The 19,589-nt window shown below is 73.1% G+C and carries 17 protein-coding genes; 7 read left to right on the forward strand and 10 right to left on the reverse strand.

Annotated features, from left to right (window positions below; translation table 11 throughout):
• Window positions 1-86: 86 nt before the first annotated feature.
• Together serS and ACGRHY_RS12850 are read left to right on the forward strand one after the other, a co-directional pair.
• Window positions 87-1,364: a serine--tRNA ligase gene (gene serS, locus ACGRHY_RS12845; RefSeq protein WP_394635477.1), complete on the forward strand. Its 1,278-nt coding sequence runs from the start codon at window positions 87-89 to the stop codon at window positions 1,362-1,364.
• Window positions 1,361-2,182: an HAD family hydrolase gene (locus ACGRHY_RS12850; RefSeq protein ID WP_394635478.1), complete on the forward strand. Its 822-nt coding sequence runs from the start codon at window positions 1,361-1,363 to the stop codon at window positions 2,180-2,182. Before serS ends, ACGRHY_RS12850 begins: the two co-directional genes overlap by 4 nt.
• Before the next feature lie 31 nt (window positions 2,183-2,213).
• Here the strand turns inward: ACGRHY_RS12850 and ACGRHY_RS12855 are convergent, their stop codons facing one another.
• The 5 genes from ACGRHY_RS12855 to ACGRHY_RS12875 form a co-directional block, all read right to left on the reverse strand.
• A complete protein-coding gene (locus tag ACGRHY_RS12855; protein ID WP_394635479.1) occupies window positions 2,214-2,684 on the reverse strand; it encodes a MarR family winged helix-turn-helix transcriptional regulator in 471 nt (156 codons plus the stop codon).
• An 86-nt stretch (window positions 2,685-2,770) separates the two neighbouring features.
• Complete coding sequence (locus ACGRHY_RS12860) at window positions 2,771-3,490, reverse strand: ABC transporter permease subunit (RefSeq protein WP_394635480.1); 720 nt, start codon at window positions 3,488-3,490, stop codon at window positions 2,771-2,773.
• 58 nt (window positions 3,491-3,548) lie between these two features.
• Window positions 3,549-4,466, reverse strand: coding sequence for an ABC transporter ATP-binding protein (locus ACGRHY_RS12865; RefSeq protein WP_394635481.1), 918 nt, complete (start codon window positions 4,464-4,466; stop codon window positions 3,549-3,551).
• A gap of 56 nt (window positions 4,467-4,522) precedes the next feature.
• Complete coding sequence (locus tag ACGRHY_RS12870) at window positions 4,523-5,464, reverse strand: ABC transporter permease (protein WP_394635482.1); 942 nt, start codon at window positions 5,462-5,464, stop codon at window positions 4,523-4,525.
• Entirely contained in the window at window positions 5,454-6,497 is a 1,044-nt protein-coding gene (locus ACGRHY_RS12875) for an ABC transporter ATP-binding protein (RefSeq protein ID WP_394638029.1), read from the reverse strand. Before ACGRHY_RS12875 ends, ACGRHY_RS12870 begins: the two co-directional genes overlap by 11 nt.
• A 196-nt stretch (window positions 6,498-6,693) precedes the next feature.
• Here ACGRHY_RS12875 and ACGRHY_RS12880 point away from each other — a divergent pair, with 196 nt between their 5' ends.
• Complete coding sequence (locus tag ACGRHY_RS12880) at window positions 6,694-8,604, forward strand: SDR family oxidoreductase (RefSeq protein ID WP_394635483.1); 1,911 nt, start codon at window positions 6,694-6,696, stop codon at window positions 8,602-8,604.
• An 87-nt stretch (window positions 8,605-8,691) separates the two neighbouring features.
• Window positions 8,692-9,240: an RNA 2'-phosphotransferase gene (locus ACGRHY_RS12885; protein ID WP_394635484.1), complete on the forward strand. Its 549-nt coding sequence runs from the start codon at window positions 8,692-8,694 to the stop codon at window positions 9,238-9,240.
• A 248-nt stretch (window positions 9,241-9,488) separates the two neighbouring features.
• Here ACGRHY_RS12885 and ACGRHY_RS12890 read toward each other — a convergent pair whose 3' ends face one another.
• Both ACGRHY_RS12890 and ACGRHY_RS12895 read right to left on the reverse strand, forming a co-directional pair.
• Window positions 9,489-9,881, reverse strand: coding sequence for a type II toxin-antitoxin system VapC family toxin (locus ACGRHY_RS12890; protein WP_394635485.1), 393 nt, complete (start codon window positions 9,879-9,881; stop codon window positions 9,489-9,491).
• The gene (locus ACGRHY_RS12895; protein WP_394635486.1) at window positions 9,878-10,159 is read right to left on the reverse strand and encodes a hypothetical protein; all 282 of its coding nucleotides are present in this window, start codon (window positions 10,157-10,159) and stop codon (window positions 9,878-9,880) included. Before ACGRHY_RS12895 ends, ACGRHY_RS12890 begins: the two co-directional genes overlap by 4 nt.
• Before the next feature lie 287 nt (window positions 10,160-10,446).
• On the opposite strand from ACGRHY_RS12895, the gene ACGRHY_RS12900 reads away from it, so the two are divergent.
• The 3 genes from ACGRHY_RS12900 (at window position 10,447) to ACGRHY_RS12910 (ending at window position 13,221) form a co-directional block, all read left to right on the forward strand.
• The gene (locus tag ACGRHY_RS12900) at window positions 10,447-11,346 is read left to right on the forward strand and encodes an LLM class flavin-dependent oxidoreductase (protein ID WP_394635487.1); all 900 of its coding nucleotides are present in this window, start codon (window positions 10,447-10,449) and stop codon (window positions 11,344-11,346) included.
• Between the two features lie 280 nt (window positions 11,347-11,626).
• Window positions 11,627-12,487 (forward strand): Cof-type HAD-IIB family hydrolase, encoded by an 861-nt coding sequence (locus ACGRHY_RS12905; RefSeq protein WP_394635488.1) that lies wholly within the window; start codon window positions 11,627-11,629, stop codon window positions 12,485-12,487.
• A 68-nt stretch (window positions 12,488-12,555) separates the two neighbouring features.
• Window positions 12,556-13,221: an aldo/keto reductase gene (locus tag ACGRHY_RS12910; RefSeq protein ID WP_394635489.1), complete on the forward strand. Its 666-nt coding sequence runs from the start codon at window positions 12,556-12,558 to the stop codon at window positions 13,219-13,221.
• A 56-nt stretch (window positions 13,222-13,277) separates the two neighbouring features.
• Here the strand turns inward: ACGRHY_RS12910 and cydD are convergent, their stop codons facing one another.
• The 3 genes from cydD to ACGRHY_RS12925 are packed head-to-tail and all read right to left on the reverse strand — an operon-like array spanning window position 13,278 to window position 19,502.
• Entirely contained in the window at window positions 13,278-16,937 is a 3,660-nt protein-coding gene (cydD, locus tag ACGRHY_RS12915) for a thiol reductant ABC exporter subunit CydD (RefSeq protein ID WP_394635490.1), read from the reverse strand.
• Window positions 16,934-17,971 carry a cytochrome d ubiquinol oxidase subunit II gene (gene cydB, locus ACGRHY_RS12920; RefSeq protein WP_394635491.1) on the reverse strand — a complete coding sequence of 346 codons (1,038 nt, stop codon included), beginning with the start codon at window positions 17,969-17,971 and terminating at the stop codon, window positions 16,934-16,936. The genes cydD and cydB overlap by 4 nt, the downstream gene beginning before the upstream one ends.
• A 19-nt stretch (window positions 17,972-17,990) precedes the next feature.
• The gene (locus ACGRHY_RS12925; protein WP_394635492.1) at window positions 17,991-19,502 is read right to left on the reverse strand and encodes a cytochrome ubiquinol oxidase subunit I; all 1,512 of its coding nucleotides are present in this window, start codon (window positions 19,500-19,502) and stop codon (window positions 17,991-17,993) included.
• Window positions 19,503-19,589: the final 87 nt, after the last annotated feature.

The following is a 19,589-nucleotide window of genomic DNA, read 5'->3' on the forward strand; positions in this document are numbered from 1 at the left end:
TTCCACCGCAGACGACAAAAGCCGCATAACGCCACGTACCGCCATATCGGGTCGAGCGGATCCCACGCCCCCGGTACCCTGACGGCGTGATTGACCTTCGCCTGCTCCGTGAGGACCCAGACCGTGTGCGCGCCTCCCAGCGCGCCCGTGGAGAGGACGTCGGCCTCGTCGACGCCCTGCTCTCCGCCGACGAGCGGCGCAGGTCGTCCGGCGTCCGCTTCGACGAACTGCGCGCCGAGCAGAAGCAGCTCGGCAAGCTGATCCCGAAGGCCGCCGGCGACGAGAAGGCCGAACTGCTCAGTCGCGCCGGTGAGCTGTCCACCGCGGTCAAGGCCGCCGACGCCGAGCGCGACGAGGCCGACGCCGAGGCGCAGCGGCTCCTCCTCCGGCTCGGCAACCTCGTCCATCCCGAGGTCCCCGTCGGCGGCGAGGACGACTTCACCGTCCGCGAGACGCACGGCACCCCGCGCGACTTCGGCGCCGAGGGCTTCGAACCCAGGGACCACCTGGAGCTCGGCCAGGCGCTCGGCGCGATCGACGTCGAGCGTGGCGCCAAGGTCTCCGGCTCGCGCTTCTACTACCTCACCGGCGTCGGCGCCCTGCTGGAACTGGCCCTGGTCAACGCCGCGATCGCGCAGGCCACCGAGGCCGGCTTCATCCCGATGCTCACCCCCGCGCTGGTCAAGCCGCGTGCCATGGAGGGCACCGGCTTCCTCGGCCAGGCCGCCGAGAACGTCTACCACCTGGAGAAGGACGACTACTACCTCGTCGGCACCTCCGAGGTACCGCTCGCCGCCTACCACATGGACGAGATCGTCGAGGCGGACAAGCTCCCGCTGCGCTACGCGGGCTTCTCCCCCTGCTTCCGCCGCGAGGCCGGCACGTACGGCAAGGACACCCGCGGCATCTTCCGCGTCCACCAGTTCGACAAGGTGGAGATGTTCTCCTATGTGACCCCCGAGGAGTCCGAGGCCGAGCACCGGCGGCTGCTGGAGTGGGAGAAGCAGTGGCTGACCGGCCTGGAGCTGCCGTTCCGGGTGATCGACGTGGCCACCGGCGACCTGGGCGCCTCCGCCTCGCGGAAGTTCGACTGCGAGGCGTGGATCCCCACCCAGGGCAAGTACCGCGAGCTGACCTCGGCTTCGAACTGCAACGAGTTCCAGGCCCGCCGGCTGTCCATCCGGATGCGCCAGGAGAAGAAGGTGCGCCCGCTGGCCACCCTCAACGGCACGCTGTGCGCGGTGCCCCGCACCATCGTGGCCCTGCTGGAGAACCACCAGCGGGCCGACGGATCGGTCCGCGTGCCCGAGGTGCTCCGCCCCTACCTCGGCGGGCGCGAGGTGCTGGAGCCCGTGTCCCGGTGAGTACCGGAGCGCCGGGCTTCCCCTTCCGGCTGGTCGCCACCGATCTCGACGGCACGCTGCTGCGCAGCGACGACACCGTCTCGGCCCGCACCCGCGACGCGCTCGCCGCCGCCACGGCGGCGGGCGCCGCGCACATCGTGGTGACCGGCCGCGCCGTGCCCTGGACCCGGCACGTCCTGGACGAGCTCGGCTACGACGGCCTGGCCGTCTGCGGGCAGGGCGCGCAGGTCTACCACGCGGGCGAGCACCGGCTGCTGACCTCCGTCACGCTCGACCGGCAGCAGGCCCGGCTGGCGCTGGAGAAGATCGAGACGGAGACCGGCCCGCTGGCCGTGGCCGCCTCACGGGACGGGCTGGACGGCGAGGTGCTGCTCGGGCCGGGCTACCGGCCGATCGGCGAGGAGCTTCCCGCGGTCGCCGGGGCCGACCCGGACGAACTGTGGACCGAGCCCCTGAACAAGCTGTACATCCAGCACCCCGGGCTGGACGACGACACGCTGGCCGACGCCGCCCGGCGGATCGCGGGCGATCTGGTGAGCGTGGTGATGGCGGGCGAGGGCGTCGTCGAACTGCTGCCGCTGGGACTGTCCAAGGCCCGCGGCCTGTCGATCGCCGCACGCCGCCTGGGCCGCTCGGCCACCGCCACGATCGCCTTCGGCGACATGCCCAACGACGTCCCGATGTTCGCCTGGGCCGCCCACGGCGTCGCCATGGCCGACGCCCACCCGGAACTGCTCGCGGTGGCCGACGAGGTGACCGCGTCCAACGACGAGGACGGCATCGCGGTCGTGCTGGAACGGCTGCTCCCCGGCCTGTGAACCGCCGATCCGTGAGCGGGGGTGCCCCGGGTCAGTCCGGTGCCGGGCCCCCACCGGTGCCCTCCAGCACCGCCCGGCAGATCTCGTGGAGCCGCCGGGTCTGCTCGGGGGTGAGGTTGTCGAACAGGGAGAGCCGGACCTGCTCCACATGGCCGGGCGCGATGGCCTCCAGCTCGGTCAGCCCCTCGTCGGTCAGCGTGGCCAGGGTGGTGCGGTGGTCGGCGGGGTGCTGGCACCGGCTGACCCACCCCTTGGCCTCCAGCCGGGCGACCGCGTGGGAGAGCCTGCTGGCCGAGGAGCGGGTGGTCCGGGCGAGCCGGCTCATGGTGAGGGTGCGCCCGGGCGCCTCGGAGAGCATGGCCAGGATCTGGTAGTACGCCAGCGGCATCCCGGCGTCGTGCTGCAACTGCCGGTCCAGTTCCTCGCGTACGCGCTGGGTGGCGGCCAGGAACGCCCGCCAGGTCCGCTGCTCTTCGTCGTCCAGCCACCGTGTCGTGCCCATGTTTCCAGCGTACGAGGCCGGAGGGCGGTGCCCTCCGGCCTCGGTGCTCGGTGTTCGGTCCTCTGTGCCCGGCGATCGGCGCCCGGTCACTCCTCGCCGGCGAGGGTGAGGGTGCGCAGCTTCCGCCCGGCGTACCAGGCGCCGGCGACGGTCACCGCCGCCAGCAGCACCGCGGCGGCCGGCAGTCCGACGTCGGAGGCGATGCCCGCGCCCGGCGCGGTCTTCTCGGCCAGCGCCAGGGCCCACTGCTGAACGCTGAGGGTCCGGGCGCCGGGGACGAGGCTGCCGATGAGCGCCTCCCAGATCAGGGCGTAGACCAGGCCGAAGACGACGGCCTGCCGGCTGACCGTGCCCAGCAGCAGGAAGAGCGCACTGTAGGCGACGGACGCGGCGACCGCGGCGACGGCGTAGGCGACGGCGATCTGCCGGCTGTTGCCGTTGAGGACGAACCCGGCGATCAGCATGGGGACCGCGGAGAACACCATGGTGACGCCGACGGCGACGGTCAGCTTGGTGAGGATGATCGTCGGCCGCTTCAGCGGCTTGGCCAGCAGGTAGACGATCGAGCCGTCGTCGATCTCCGGGCCGATCGCGCCGGTCCCGGCGATCACGCCGATCAGCGGGACCATGGTGGCCAGCGCGAAGCCGCCGAGCACCTGGTTGGCGACGGCGTCGTCGGCGCCGACCAGCAGGCGGACCGCGACGGAGATCGCGATCAGTACGGCGGGCAGGACGAACAGGATCAGCGCCCGGCGGCGGCCGAGCAGGGCCCGGTAGGTGAGCCGGGCGACCGTGGGGTCGTACATCGGTGTGGGGCTCCTTGGTTCTCAGGCGGTCTCGGGGTCCTCGGCGGCCTGGGTTTTCTCAGGCCGTGACGAGGTAGGAGAAGACGCTCTCCAGGGACTCGTCCGAGGGCGAGACCGTGAGGAGCCGGATCCCGTGCTCGCGGGCGATGCGCGGGAGCTGCTCGGTGAAGCGCGTGAAGTCGATCGCCTGGACGCGCAGGGCGCGTTCGGACCAGTCGAGTTCGATGCCCGCCGTGCTGGGATCGGCGATCAGTGCGGCGGCCAGCGCGCGGTCGTCGCTGGAGCGCACCAGATAGCGGTGGGGGCGGTCGGTCATCAGCCTGCGGATGCGCCGGAAGTCGCCGGAGGCCGCGTGCCGTCCCGCGACGATCACCTCGATGTGGGAGGCGAGCTGCTCGACCTCCTCCAGGATGTGGGAGGAGAACAACACCGTGCGGCCCCCGTCGCCCATCCGCCGCAGCAGTTCCATGAGCTGCATGCGCTGGCGCGGATCCATGCCGTTGAACGGCTCGTCCAGCAGCAGCACGGACGGTTCGTGGACGAGCGCGGAGGCCATCTTCACGCGCTGCCGCATGCCCTTGCTGTAGGTGGAGACCTTCCGGTCCTGGGCGTACTCCATCTCCACGGTGGCCAGGGCCCGCCGCGCGGCCCCGCCCGGGTCGGGCAGGCCGTGCAGCTCGGCGTTGGCCAGCACGAACTCGCGGCCGGTGAGGAAGTCGTACATCGCCTCGCGCTCGGGGACGACTCCGATCTCCCGGTAGACCTGCTCGTTGCGCCAGATCGCCGCGCCGTCGAGGGTGACGGATCCGGTGGAGGGCGCCAGGAAGCCGCCCATCATGTTGATCAGCGTGGACTTGCCCGCGCCGTTGGGGCCGAGCAGCCCGGTGACGCCCGGCCCGATGTCCATGGTCACGTCGTTGACGGCGACCACGTTGCCGAACCAGCGGGACACATGGTCGATGCGGATGGTGGTCATGGGTCAGGCCGCCTTCTCGTTCCTCGTCCGATGCTTCGCCGTCCGGTCCCCGGTCATCACAGGCCCGCCTTGCGGTAGCGGCCCGTCAGCGCCGCCCAGCAGCCGGCGATCAGGGCGAGGGTGACCAGCACGTAGACGGCCGCCGCGGCGGTGCCGGGCTCGTGGGCTCCGGGGAAGCCGGAGGTGCCGCCGAGGAACGCCGACTGGATGCCGTCGACGAGCGTGCCGGGGGAGGCCAGGCCGAGCCAGGTGACGGCGGTGGCGTTGCCGGCCTGGAACTCGGCGACCGCCTGGACGGTGGTGACCGCGAAGTAGGGGATGGTGAGCACCGCGATGACCGCGGCGACACCGAAGCCCCGGCGCGGGGTGAGCGCGGCGACCAGCAGGCCGATGCCCGCGTGGAGCACGGAGAACACCGCGGTGGAGCCCAGCCCCTGGAGGAACTGCGTGCTCTGGTCGGCGAAGCCGAGCTTGGCCAGCAGCCCGCCCGCGTACAGCACCACCAGCGGCAGGGAGGTGAACAGGAACAGCGCCGCGGTCATGGCCGCGTACTTGGCCCCCACGTAGTCCGCGCGCTCGATCGGGCGCGAGAAGTACAGCGGCACGGTGCGGAAGCGCAGGTCCAGGGAAGCCGACTGCGGGGCCTGAGCGGCGATGTAGAGGCCGATGACCGGCTGCATCACCAGCACGTAGTCGGTGTACCGCAGCGGCAGTTCGGAGGCGCCGGTGACAATGGTGACCGCGACCATCGCGCCCGCGGGCAGGACCATCACGGCCAGCAGGATGAACGGCAGCACCTTGGACTTCGCCGAGCGGCCCAGGCCGTACGCGCCGCGCAGGGACTGGACCAGCAGCGACCACCGGGCGTAGGAGCGGCCCAGGCGGGGGCCGTCGTAGTGGCGGTAGCCGATGTTGTGGATGCTGGCGTCCTCGCCGCGCTGGGCGGGGACGGCGGCTCCGGGATGGGTGCCGGGGTGGTTGCCCGTGTCAGACCGCATCGGTGCTGCCTCCCTTCTGCGTACTCTTCTCGGCGGCCTGCTCCGCGGCCCGCTCGTCGGCTTCCTCGCCGGCTTTCCCGGTGGTGCCCGCGGCGCCGGGTGTCTGGAAGACCTCGGCGATGCGGTGCCTGCGCTGCTCCATGCGGACCAGACCCAGGCCCAGCTCCGCGACCGTGTCGCGGACGGTGTCGTGGACGGCCTCGGAGCCCGCCTCGACCAGCAGCACGTGCCCGGCGCCCGGCAGGCCCTCGCCGCCCGCGCCGGGAGGCGCCACGGTGAGCCCGGCCCGGGTCAGGGCGGTACGCAGGGCGGCGGTCCCGTCGGGATGGGCGTCGGTGTCGGTGACCTCGACGGCCAGGGTGGTCGTCTCCTGGGTGAAGCTGGCGGTGGAGGAGGAGCGCAGCAGCTTCCCGCCGTCGATGACGACGACGTGGTCGCAGGTGCGCTCCAGTTCGCCCAGCAGGTGCGAGGTGACCAGCACCGAGATGCCGAAGTCGGTGTGGACGCGGCGGATCAGGCCGAGCATGTCGTCGCGGCCGACCGGGTCGAGGCCGTTGGTGGGCTCGTCCAGCAGCACCAGCCGCGGATCGTGGACGAGCGCCTGGGCCAGCTTGACCCGCTGCTTCATGCCCGTCGAGTAGCCGCCCATGGGGCGGTAGCGCTCCTCGTACAGGCCGACGTGGCGCAGGGTGTCGGCGGTGCGCTCGCGGGCGGCGGAGACGGGCAGGCCGGACATACGCGCCATGTGGACGACGAACTCGGTCGCCGACACGTCGGGCGGCAGGCAGTCGTGCTCGGGCATGTACCCGACGCGCTCGCGGATGGCGCCGCCCTCGGTGGCCACGTCCAGGCCGAGTACGGAGGCGGTGCCCTCGCTGGCCGGGGCCAGGCCCAGGAGGATCTTGATGAGGGTGGACTTGCCCGCACCGTTGGCGCCCACCAGTCCGGTCACCCCGGGTTCGATCTGCATGGTGAGCCGGTCGAGCGCGGTAACCCGGGGGTACCGCTTGCTGAGGCTTTCGGTCGCGATCACAGTCACGCCCACGACCGTAGTACCGCTTGTCAACGGTCACGTCACCCCGGGGGCGTGATTGTTTCTCGTACCGGAGGCGTAGATGCCCCTAAGGGCTCCTCCGGCGGGGTAGGTCCTGGTCGGGTCCGGTGTCATGCCGGGGAGACCGGCTACCCGGACTGCGCGAGTGTCGGGCGCGGTGGGAGGAGAGGCACGCATGGAAGCGGCGGCAGGATCGGGACCGGCGGGACCAGGTGGTCCCGGGAGCGCGCGGGAACGGCGTGTGACCGGAGCGGACGGCGTGGAGCTGTGCGTCGCCGAGCTGGGCGAGGCGGTGGGAGCGGACGGGAGCCGCCGCCCCACGGTGGTCCTGCTGCACGGCTACCCGGACTCCAAGGAGGTCTGGGCGCCGGTGGCCGAGCGGCTGGCGGACCGCTTCCACGTGGTGCTTTACGACGTACGCGGCTGCGGCCGGTCCGCCGCCCCGAAGCCGCTGCGCGGCGGCTTCACGCTGGAGCGGCTGACCGGCGACTTCCTGGCGGTCGCGGACGCGGTCAGCCCCGGAGCCCCGGTGCACCTGGTCGGGCACGACTGGGGTTCGGTGCAGGGCTGGGAGTTCGCCACGGCCGAGCGCACCCGGGGCCGGATCGCATCCTTCACCTCGGTGTCCGGGCCGTCCCTGGATCACCTCGGGCACTGGTTCCGCAGGCGGCTGGCCCGGCCCACCCCGCGGCGTCTGGCCCAGGCGCTGGGGCAGGGCGCCCGCTCCTGGTACGTGTACGCGATGCACGTGCCCGTCCTGCCGGAGCTGGCCTGGCGGGGGCCGCTGGGCAGGGCCTGGCCGGGCATGCTGCGGCGCTCCGAGGGCTTCTCGGGCGACGGCCACCCCGCCCCCTCGCTGCCCCGCGACGCCGCGCACGGCCTGTGGCTGTACCGCGACAACGTGCGGGACCGGGTGCGGCGGCCGCGCGAGGACGCCTACGCCCATGTGCCCGTACAGCTCGTCACCCCGACCGGGGACCCCTTCCTCTCCCCCGCGCTGCGGGACGAGGCGGAGCGGTGGACGCCCCGGCTGACGTGCCGCGCCCTGCCGGCCGGCCACTGGGCGCCGCGCACCCGGCCCGACCGGCTGGCCGCCTGGATCGGCTCGTTCGTCGAGGACTGCGAGGCGCACGGGGCGCACGGGGCGCACGGGGCAGGCGGGGAGCGCGGGGCGTACGGCGGTGGGGAGGTGGGCGCACCGGCGACGGTGCGGCGCGGCGGGCGGAGCGGGCGCCGGGGGCGCGCGCGGCAGGAGGCGTACGCGGAGCACTTCGGCGGCCTGCTGGTACTGGTCACCGGCGCGGCCCGGGGCATCGGCCGCGAGACGGCGCTGGCCTTCGCCCGGGCCGGCGCCCGGGTCGTCGCCGTGGACATCCGGGGCGAGGAGGCGGCGCGTACGGCCGAGCTGGCCCGGCGGGCCGGCGCGCAGGGGGCGTGGGCGGAGACGGTGGACGTCTCCGACGGAGCGGCGATGGAGGCGCTGGCGCGGAGGACGGCCGCCGAGCACGGCGTGGTGGACGTACTGGTCAACAACGCCGGGATCGCGGCGGCCGGGCCGTTCCTGGAGCACACCGCGGACGACTGGGAGGCGGTCCTGGGCTCCAACCTGTGGGGCACCGTCCACGGCTGCCGCCTCTTCGGACGGCAGATGTCCGAGCGGGGGCAGGGCGGCCACATCGTCAACGTCGTCTCCTGCGCCGCCTACGAGCCCACCCGGGCCCTGCCCGCGTACTGCACCTCCAAGGCGGGGGCGCTGATGCTCAGCCATGTGCTGCGCGCGGACCTGGCCGGCGAGGGCATCGGGGTCTCGGCGGTCTGCCCCGGCATCGTCAGCACCTCGATCATCTCGGACACGCGCTTCCGCGGCACCGACGAGCGGGACGTCGAGCGCCGCCGCAAGAGGGCCCTCCAGGTCTACCGGATCCGCAGGTTCGCCCCGGAGAGGATCGCCGACGCGGTGCTGCGCTCGGTCATCCGCGACAAGGCGGTGGTCCCGGTGAGCCTTGAGGCGTGGGGCGGTGTGGTGCTGGCCCGGCTGGCGCCGAGCGCGCTGCGGGCGTTCGCGCGGATCAACGTACGGGCGTGAGGAGTGTCCGCGGCCCCGGTGAGCGTGAGAACGGTGAACGCGAAAACGAGGTGCGCCGCGGTGGGTCCCGGGGCACCCTGGCCGGATATGGACGACAGGCGCCGCAAGCGGATCTCGAAGTACGTCGCACGGCACCTGCGGCACGCTCCCGAGCGGATCGGGCTCGCCCTGGACGACCACGGCTGGGTGGGTGTCGGGGAATTGCTGGAAGCCGCGGCACGCCACGACTTCCGGCTCACCCGCGAGGAGCTGGAGGAGGTCGTCGCCACCAACGACAAGCGGCGCTTCACGCTCGATCCCGAGCGGGACCGCATCCGGGCCGCCCAGGGACACACCGTCGGCGTGGATCTGGGCCTGCCTCCCGCCGAACCACCCCCGTACCTCTTCCACGGAACGGTCGGACGGTACGTGGCGGACATCCGGCGGGACGGCCTGCGGGCGATGGCGCGTCACGACGTCCACCTCTCGCCCGACCGCGAGACGGCCGCCGCCGTGGGGGCGCGGCGCGGGAGGCCGGTGGTGCTGGTGGTCGACGCCGGGGCGATGCACCGGGACGGGTACGCGTTCCGGGTCAGCGACAACGGGGTGTGGCTGGTGCCGCGCGTACCGCCGGGGTACCTGCGCCGGCCCGGCTGACCCCGGGCCGCCCGGCCGCGGGCCGGCGGCGCGCCGAGGAGCCCGGCTTCCGCACCGCGTACACCTACGAGCACCTGTCCCGGCGCGTCCCGTTCCGCGACGGGCCGTGATCCGCCGTGCTGCCCGCCCTGACGGCCGCCACGGAACGGCTACGCCCGGGCACCTTCGTCACCTCGGTCAAGCCTCGTTCACCCATCACACGCTGACCTGCGGGAATACCGCAAGGGCTCGGAAAGGACCATGAGCGCTCAGACCGGTTCGACGGCGATGCGGGGGAGGCACAGCCGACGGAGGTCGTCCGTGTCGCTCGTGATGACAGTGACGTCGCCGTGCTCCGCGTGAGCCGTGGCCGCGAGCATCGCGTCGATGGCGTACTTGTGACCGGGCAGGCTTTCCGCGGCGAGCAGCCTGCTCGCCGTACGTGCGATCTCCTCCGTGACGGGACGCACCTTGGTCAGGGAAACCGCGTGGTCGAACGCCGCCTGCGGCACCTTCGGGTCGCGTGCCTCGACCAGCGTGGCGGCGCTCGTCACGACGAGCAGGTCCAGTCTGCGGGCGACGTCCAGCCATACGGTCATGTCGCGGTGCCGACGGGAGAGCTTGGAGAGGGCCTCGCTGTCGAGAACGAGAGTCCCGCTCATGCGGCGTCCGCTGGAGCGGACGCACTGCGGTGGGCAGCGTGGTGGGCACGGATGCGCCCGGCCCTGTCCGATACTTCGGCGGGGTCGACAGGACCGTGCTCCGCTTCGGCGGTGGCGATGTACTCGTCGATGGCCTCGCGCTGGAGCTGCCGCTGCACGGCCTCCTCGATATAGGAGGAGACGCCCTGCCTGCCGGCGCGTGCGCGGACCGCCTCCAGGGTCTCGGCTCGCAGGGAGACGCTGGTGACTCGGGTCTTGCCGGGGCGGGGTGTGTCCATGGGAGCAGTGTATTACACGACCTGTTAACTCTCCGGTGTTCCGCAGTGGCCACCGGCGGCCCACTGCGGCCCGCTGTCGCTCTGACGCCTGCCCTGTTCGATGTCAGCCACGTCCAGCCCCTCCGCACAGGCCGGTTCCACATGGGACGTGAGGTGCCCCGCCTCGGCCGGCCCGGCGAAGGTACGCCCCGATCCGCTCGGCGCCCCCGGGCGTCGGGCTGGGCAACGGCAGCAGCTCCTGACCTCCGATCGACTGCCGCAGCGGGAAGCCCGCGTAAGGTCGGGGCATGCGTCTGAGCACCGTGATCCTTCCCGTCGACCGCTGGCACGAGGGAGGGTGTGCCAAGTGGCGGCGCGCCGAGGAACTCGGCTTCCACACCGCCTACACCTACGACCACCTGTCCTGGCGCGTCCCGTTCCGCGACGGGCCGTGGTTCGGCGCGCTGCCGACCCTGACGGCCGCCGCGGGCGCCACGGAGCGGATGCGCCTGGGCACCCTCGTCACCTCGCCCAACTTCCGGCATCCGGTGACGCTGGCCAAGGAGCTGATCTCCCTCGACGACATCTCGGGCGGCCGGATCACCCTGGGCATAGGCGCGGGCGGCAGCGGCTTCGACGCGACCGCGCTCGGGCAGGAGCCGTGGACACCGCGCGAGCGCGCCGACCGGTTCGCCGAGTTCGTGCCGCTGCTGGACCGGCTGCTCACCGAGGATTCGGTCTCCAACCGGGGCGCTTTCTACTCCGCCGGCGGGGCCCGGAACATCCCCGGCTGCGTGCAGCGGCCCCGGCTGCCGTTCGCGGTGGCGGCCACCGGGCCGCGCGGGATGAGGCTGGCCGCCCGGTACGGGCAGGCGTGGGTGACGACCGGCGACCCGAAGCTGTACGAGACCGGGACCCCGAAGCAGTCGGAGGCCGCGCTGCGCGGGCAGGTCGAGCGGCTCGGCGAGGCGTGCGCCGAGACCGGCCGGGACGCGGCCGGCCTCGGCAAGGTCCTGCTGCACGGCTTCACTCCGGAGAGGAACACCCCGCTGGAGTCGGTGGAGGCCTTCGTCGACTTCGCGGGCCGCCACCGCGAACTGGGCTTCACCGAGATCGCGGTCCACTGGCCGATCCCCGGCTCGAACTTCGCCGCCGACCAGACCGTCCACGAACGCATCGCCACGGAAGCGGCCGCCCTGCTCGGATGAGCGGAAGCCGGACTCCCCGGCACGCTCCCGTGCGGTGGGTCTCCGTCGTACCGGCCCGTCGGGGCCGGCCTCCCCCGACGGGCCGGAGCGGCGGGGTGGCGGACGGCGTACGTTTCGCGCCATGCCCGGTGCGGCCCGTGGAAGGACTCATGGCATTTCCCCGCATGGACGGCCGGGTGTCCGTGAACCCGGCTGTCGGTGTCCATCCGGTTTCGGGTGCGCTCACCCCGTGGCTCATTCGTGCACCTTGGCGCACGCCTGTGCGGGCATATGCGGGACCATGGGGAGCGTGACCCATGCTCCCGCGCCCCCGATGACACGCCCGCGCCTCATCGCCACCGATCTGGACGGCACACTGCTGCGCGACGACAAGTCCGTCTCCGACCGCACGGTCGCGGCGCTGGCCGCCGCCGAGGAGGCCGGGATCGAGGTCTTCTTCGTGACCGGGCGGCCGGCCCGCTGGATGGGCGTGGTCAGCGACCATGTGCACGGGCACGGCCTGGCGATCTGCGCCAACGGCGCGGCCGTCGTCGACCTGCACCAGGGGCGGCGGATCGTGCAGGTCAGGGAGCTGCCGCGCGACACCGCGCTGACCGTGGTGGAGGAGCTGCGTACGGCCGTCCCCGACGTGAGCTTCGCCGTCGAGCGGACCGGCGGCATCCACTACGAGCCGCAGTACCCGCAGTTCCACCTGGACCCGGGCGCGCTGATCGCACCGGCCGAGAAGCTGCTGACGGACGAGGCCGAGCACGCCGACGAGCCGGTGCTCAAGCTCCTCGCCCACCACACCGCGCTGGTTCCGGACGATTTCCTGGGCATGGCCCGCACCGTCGCGGGCCACCACGCGGAGTTCACCCGCTCCAGCCCGAGCGCGCTGCTGGAGGTCAGCGGCCCGGGCGTCAGCAAGGCCAGCACCCTGGCCCGGTGCTGTGCGCAGCGCGGCGTGGCGGCCGGGGAGGTGATCGCCTTCGGCGACATGCCCAACGACCTGGAGATGCTCTCCTGGGCCGGCGCGTCCTACGCCATGGCCAACGCCCACCCGGCGGTGCTGGCCGCGACCACGCACCGTACGTCCGCCAACGAGGAGGACGGTGTGGCCGCCGTCATCGAACGGCTGCTGGAGCTGCCGCCGGCCGGCTGACGTCCGCGGGCTCGCGGGGGCGCACGGAGACGTTTCGGCGAAGGGTGTCCCGGCGGTGGGCGCCGGCGGTGGGCGGTCAGGGCGGGCCGGCCGCGGTGCGCTCGGCGGTGCGCGAGAGCCTGCGGCGGCTGCGCACGGAGTGGACCGACCTGTACTGGGCGCACGCGGAGGATCGCGGCGTGCCCCTGGAGGAGACCGTCGCCGCCTTCGGCGAGGCGGTCTCGGACGGGCTGGCCCGCCGGCTCGGCGCCTCCAACCACACCGCCTGGCGCGTGGAGCGCGGCCGGGCGCTCGCCCGTGCGGCGGGGGTGGCGGGCTGGACCGCCCTGCAGTTGCGGCGGTCCTACGTCCAGCCGAGGCCGGGAGTGGCCCTCCCCGAGGACGGGCACCGGCTCGCGACCGCCGAGTCGCTCGACTACGTGCGCAGCGAGCCGGACATGGACCTGTGGGCCTATTCCTCACTGCTGTGGAGCTCCTACACCCGCTCCGACCACCCGCTGCCCGAGCACTACGACCACCCCGGCACGGCGCGGCGCCTGACCGTGCTCGGGGAGGTGGCCGCCGAGACCGGGTCCACCGCGAACCAGGTGGTACTGGCGTGGCTGACCGGCGGGGACCCGGCCGTCGTGCCGATCGTCGGAGTGAACCGGACCGAGCAGCTCGACGAGGCGTTCGACGCGATGGGGCTGCGGCTGGACGAAGGGCAGCGGCGGCGGCTGGACGAGGCGGCCTGAGGGCGGCCTCCGCGGGCTGACGGGGGGCAGGCGGGGCCGGCGCCGCCCGCCCCCCGTCAGCCCCGGGCCGCGACCGGTTCCCCGGTGGCCCGCTCCCGCTCCAGCATCCGCCGGAAGGGGCCGTCCGCCCCGGCCAGCTCGGCGTACGGGCCGCGCTGGACGGCGCGCCCGCCGTCCAGGACGATCACCTCGTCCACCGCCTCCAGACCGGCCAGCCGGTGAGTGATCAGCACGGTGGTGCGGCCCTCGGTGGCGGCCAGCAGATCGGCGGTCAGGGCGTCGGCGGTGGCCAGGTCCAGATGCTCGGCGGGCTCGTCCAGGACGAGGACGGGGAAGTCGGCGAGCAGCGCGCGGGCCAGGGCCAGGCGCTGGCGCTGGCCGCCGGAGAGCCGGGCGCCGAACTCGCCGACGAGGGTGTCCAGGCCGTCGGGCAGCTCGCCGACCCAGTCGTCGAGGCGGGCGGCGGCCAGGGCGGTGTGGAGGTCGTCGTCGGTGGCCGGCGGCCTGGCCAGGCGGAGGTTCTCGCGCAGGGAGCTGTCGAAGATGTGCGCGTCCTGGGCGCACAGGCCGACGAGGCGGCGTACGGCGTCGGGGTCGAGGGCGAGGGTGTCGGTGGCGTTCGCCCCGAGGGTGTAGCCGCCGGACTCGGGGTCGAGGAAGCGCAGCAGGACGTGGGCCAGGGTGGTCTTGCCCGATCCCGACGGGCCGACGACCGCGACGCGCCGGCCGGGGGTCAGGTACAGGTCCAGCTCCCGCAGGGCCGGGCGCTCCTGGCCCGGGTGGCGGGCGGTGAGGCCGGTGAGGGCGAGGGGGAACGGGTCGTCGGGTGCCGGGGCCGGGTCCTCGGGCTCGCGTACGGGGGCGGGGGCATCGATCACCTCGTGGACGCGTTCGGCCGAGCGGCGGGTGCGCTGCCGGTGCTGGGCGGCCGGCGGCATCCCGGAGACCGCCTCGAAGGCGGCGAGCGGGGTGAGCACGACCACCGCCATGAGGAGGCCGTCCAGCCGACCGTCGTAAACGGCCGAGGCGCCGAACCAGGCCGCGGCGGTGACGGTGAGCCCGGCGGCGAGCGCGGAAAGCCCGCCGCCGAGCGCCGTGACGGCGGAGCTGCGGGCGGCCAGGCGGGTCAGTGCGGCGTCGGCGTCGCGTACGGCCTCGGTGCGGCCGGGCAGCGCCCCGGCGACGGTCAGCTCGGCGGTGCCGGTGAGCAGGTCGACGGTACGGGTGGTCAGCTCGCCGCGGGCGGGCGCGAGACGGCGCTCGGTGCGGCGGGAGACCGCGGCGGCGAGCACGGGGACGGCGACACCCGCGGTCAGCAGGCCGGCGGCCAGGGCCGCTCCCGCCTCGGGCAGGAGCCACGCGGTGAAGACCGTGGCCGAGAGGGAGACGGTGGCGGCGACGGTGGCCGGGAGCAACCAGCGCAGGAAGTAGTCCTGGAGGACGTCGACGTCGGCGACGAGCCGGGCGAGCAGGTCGCCGCGCCGGGTGTGGCGCAGCCCGGCGGGGGCGAGGCGCTCCAGACGGCGGTAGACGGTGACGCGCAGATCGGCCAGGACGCGGAAGACGGCATCGTGGGAGACCAGGCGCTCGGCGTAGCGGAAGACGGCGCGGCCGATGCCGAAGGCACGGGTCGCGGTGACGGCGACCATCAGGTACAGCACCGGCGGCTGCTGGGAGGCGCGGGAGATCAGCCAGCCGGAGGCGGCCATGAGGCCGACGGCGCTGAGGAGGGCGAGGGAGCCGAGGAGCAGGGCGAGGGCGAAGCGGCCGCGCAGGGGGCGCGCGATGCGGCGTACGCGGGTGAGGGGGTGGGGGGTGGGTTCATTCTCGGGTACGGGTGCGCCGGGGGCGGCGGGGGCGGGTGCGTCCTGGGGCGCGGGGGCGGCGGGGGCGGTGCGTGCGGGGGTCGGGGCCGGTCCGGGACGACCGTTCCGGACGGCATTGTTTACGGCCGGTCCGTGCACCGTTGCGTGGACCGGCGATTGGCCGCAAATAACGCTTGAGTGTCCGGAACGGCCGTCCCTACCCGTCCCCTCCGGCACGCTGCCGGGTGCGGGTCGGTTCGCATCGCTGGTGGGTGGGGTGGTCTCCGTCGCGCCGGTGGGGGTGAGGCGGATCACGCGGTCGGCGAGGGGGAGGAGCGCGGGACGGTGGATGATCAGGATGACCGTGCGGTCGCGGGCGAGGCGGGCGATCGCGTCGACGACCTGGGCTTCGGTGGCGACGTCGAGGGCGGCGGTGGGCTCGTCGAGGAGGACGACCGGGCGGTCGGCGAGGAAGGCGCGGGCCAGGGCGACGCGCTGGCGCTGGCCCGCGGAGAGGCCGGTGCCCGCCTCGCCGAGGAGGGTGTGCGGGGAGAGGTCGGGGGCCCCGGCGTCGGTCAGGGCCCGCAGGACTTCGGCGTCGGTGGCGCCGGGGCGGGCCAGGCGGACGTTGTCGGCGATCGTCCCGGCGAAGAGGTGGGGGTGCTGGGGAACCCAGGCGATCTGGGAGTGCCAGGTGGCCGGGTCGAGGGTGGACAGGTTCTGTCCGTTGACGGTGACGCGGCCGGCGGTGGGGGTGGTGAGGCCGAGGAGGGCGCTCAGCAGCGTCGTCTTGCCGGCTCCGGAGGGGCCGGTGACGGCGACGGTCTCGCCGGGGGCCACGGTGAGGGTGGTGGGGGGCAGCGAGTCGGTGGTGCGGCCCTCGTGGCGGACGGTGAGGCCGTCGAGGGCGATGGTGGCGGTGCGCGCGTCGGGGGCGGGGGCGGTGCCGGGGGCGGGGGATTCGGTTTCGAGGGTGTCGAAGACCTCTTCCGCTGCGGACAGGCCCTCGGCGGCGGCGTGGTAGTGGACGCCGACCTGGCGCAGGGGGAGGTACGCCTCGGGGGCGAGGATCAGCACGACCAGGCCGGTGTAGAGGTCGAGTTCGCCGTGGACCAGGCGCATACCGATGCCGACGGCGACGAGGGCGACGGAGATCGTCGAGAGCAGTTCGAGGGCGAAGGAGGAGAGGAACGCGATCCGCAGGGTGCGCAGGGTGGCGCGGCGGTAGTCGGCGGTGATGGCGCGGATGCTCTCGGCCTGGGCCTTGGCCCGGCCGAAGACCTTGAGGGTGGGCAGGCCCGCGACGACGTCGAGGAAGTGGCCGGACAGGCGGGACAGCAGACGCCACTGGCGGTCCGTGCGGGCCTGGGTCGCCCAGCCGATCAGGATCATGAAGACCGGGATCAGGGGGAGGGTGACGGCGATGGTCGCCGCCGAGATCCAGTCGTCGGTGAGGATGCGCGCGATCAGGGCGGCGGGGACGACGACGGCCAGCGCGAGCTGGGGGAGGTAGCGGGCGAAGTAGTCGTCGAGGGCGTCGATGCCGCGGGTGGCGAGGTTGGCCAGTTCGCCGATGGGCTTGTCCGTGCGGGCGGGGCCGAGGGCGGTGGCGTGGGTGAGCAGGCGCAGGCGCAGTTCGGACTTGACCGCCGCGGAGGAGCGGTGGGCGGCCAGCTCGGTGAGCCAGGAGACCAGGGCGCGGCCGAGGGAGACGGCGGCGAGGAGGGCGAGGGGGGTGGTGAGGCCGGCGGGGGGTGTGTGGTGCTGGAAGGCCCGTACGGCGATCTCGGCGATGAGCATGGCCTGGGCGATGACCAGGCCCGCTCCGGCCAGGCCCAGCACCACGGCGGCCGCGAGGAAGACGCGGGTGGTGCGGGCGTACCGGAGCAGGCGGGGGTCGACGGGCTTCATGTGGGGGTGGTTTCCGGTTCCGGGTGCGGGGTGTCGGGGGTGTCGGCGATGTGCTGGGTGCCGATGCGCTTGCGGAACACCCAGTATGTCCAGCCCTGGTAGAGCAGCACGAGCGGAGTGGCCAGGGCGGCCAGCCAGGTCATGATCGTCAGGGTGTAGGGGGAGGACGCGGAGTTGGTGACCGTCAGGCTCCAGGCGGGGTCGAGCGTGGAGGGCATGACGTTCGGGTAGAGCGCGAGGAAGAGCATGGCGACGGCCGCGACGACGGTGACGCCGGAGAGGGTGAAGGACCAGCCCTCGCGTCCGGCTGCGATCGCGCGGACGGCCGCGAGCAGGGCGAGGGCGGCGGCGGCCAGGGCGATCAGGGTGGCGGTGTCGCCGCGGTCGAGCTGGGTCCAGCCGAGGAAGGCGACCGCGAGGGCGGCGGTGAGCAGGCCCAGGCGCACGGCGAGGGCGCGGGCCCGGACGCGGATGTCGCCGACGGTCTTCAGGGCGGTGAAGACGGCGCCGTGGAAGGTGAACAGGGCGAGGGTCGTCGCGCCGCCGAGCAGGGCGTGGGGGTTCAGCAGGTCGAGGAGGCCGCCGGTGTACTCCTTGTTCGCGTCGATGGCGACGCCGCGGACGATGTTGGCGAAGGCCACGCCCCACAGGAAGGCGGGGAGCAGGGAGGTCCAGAAGATGGCGCGCTCCCAGTTGGTCTGCCACCTCTCCTCGGGGCGCTTGGCGCGGTACTCGAAGGCCACGCCCCGCACGATCAGGCAGACGAGGATCAGCAGCAGGGGCAGGTAGAAGCCGGAGAAGAGGGTGGCGTACCAGTCGGGGAAGGCGGCGAAGGTGGCTCCGCCGGCCGTCAGCAGCCAGACCTCGTTGCCGTCCCAGACCGGTCCGATGGTGTTGATCAGTACGCGGCGCTCGCGGCGGTCGCGGGCCAGCAGCCGGGTGAGGACGCCGACTCCGAAGTCGAAGCCCTCCAGGAAGAAGTAGCCGGTCCACAGGACGGCGATCAGGACGAACCAGACGTCGTGGAGTTCCATCGGGAAACCTCGGTCGGACCTAGTAGGAGAAGGCCATGGGGCGGTCGGCGTCGTCCTTGTCGTGGCCGCCGATCCGGGTGGGCGGGTTGAGGTCGGCCTCGGTGAGCTCGGGCGGTCCGGCCTTGACGTACTTGGCCAGGAGCTTCACCTCGATCACGGCGAGGACTGCGTACAGGAGGGTGAAGACGGTCATCGAGATCAGCACCTCGAGCTGGGAGACGCCGGGGGAGACGGCGGAGGAGGTGCGCAGCAGGCCGTAGACGACCCAGGGCTGGCGGCCCATCTCGGTGAAGATCCAGCCCCAGGCGTTGGCGATGAGCGGGAAGCCGAGGGTGAGGAAGGCGAGCTGCCAGTAGCGGCGGCTGAGGGCGGGGCCGAGGAGGCGGGTGCGGGTGAGGGCGAGGTTGGGGACCTCGTCCTCGGTGGTGCGGTGGCGTTCGGCCAGGAGGAAGCGGCGGCGGGTGAGCCACAGGCCGAGGGCGCCGAGGGCGGTGGAGGCCATGCCGAAGCCGATCATCCAGCGGAAGCCCCAGTAGGCGACGGGGATGTTGGGCTTGTAGTCGCCGGGCCCGTACTTCTCCTGGAGGGCCTCGTTGGTGTCGTTGATGCCGGGGACGGGTGTGGACAGGTCGCTGTGGGCGAGGAAGGAGAGCAGGCCGGGGATCTCGACGGCGACCTTGTTGTGGCCCTCGTCGACGTCTCCGTAAGCGAAGACGGAGAAGGGGGCGGGCCCCTCGGTCTCCCACAGGGCCTCGGCCGCGGCCATCTTCATCGGCTGCTGCTCGTACATGATCTTGCCGAGGTGGTCGCCGCTGACGGCGGTGAGCGCTCCGGCTGCGACGAGGGTGACCAGGCCCAGGCGCAGCGAGGTGCGCATCACCGGGATGTGGCGGCGGCGCATCAGGTGGTACGCGGCGATGCCGGCCATGAAGGCGCCGCCGGTGAGGAAGGCGGCGGTCATGGTGTGGAAGAACTGCGCCACGGCGGTGTTCTGGGTGAGCACCGCGAGGAAGTCGGTGAGTTCGGCGCGGCCGCTGTCGGGGTCGATGCGGTAGCCGACCGGGTGCTGCATCCAGGAGTTGGCGGCCAGGATGAAGTACGCGGACAGGACCGTGCCGATCGAGACCATCCAGATGGTGGCCAGGTGTACCTTCTTCGGCAGCTTGTCCCAGCCGAAGATCCACAGGCCGATGAAGGTGGACTCGAAGAAGAACGCGATCAGCGCCTCGAAGGCGAGGGGGGCGCCGAAGACGTCGCCGACGAAGCGGGAGTAGTCGGACCAGTTCATGCCGAACTGGAACTCCTGCACGATGCCGGTGACGACGCCCATCGCGATGTTGATCAGGAAGAGCTTGCCCCAGAACTTCGTCGCCCTCAGATAGACCTCGCGGCCGGTGCGCACCCAGGCGGTCTGGAGGCCGGCGGTGAGGGCGGCGAGCGAGATGGTCAGGGGGACGAAGAGGAAGTGGTAGACGGTGGTGATGCCGAACTGCCACCGCGCCAGGGTCTCCGGGGCCAGAGCTAGGTCCACGGCAATCTCCCAAAGTGGACATGGTGTGACGTAGCACACGCGCTCGTGAATGCGTTCACATTCACAAGAAGTATGACCCACTTATGT

The organism is Streptomyces shinuiensis (genome assembly GCF_043660855.1).
Lineage (GTDB): Bacteria > Actinomycetota > Actinomycetes > Streptomycetales > Streptomycetaceae > Streptomyces.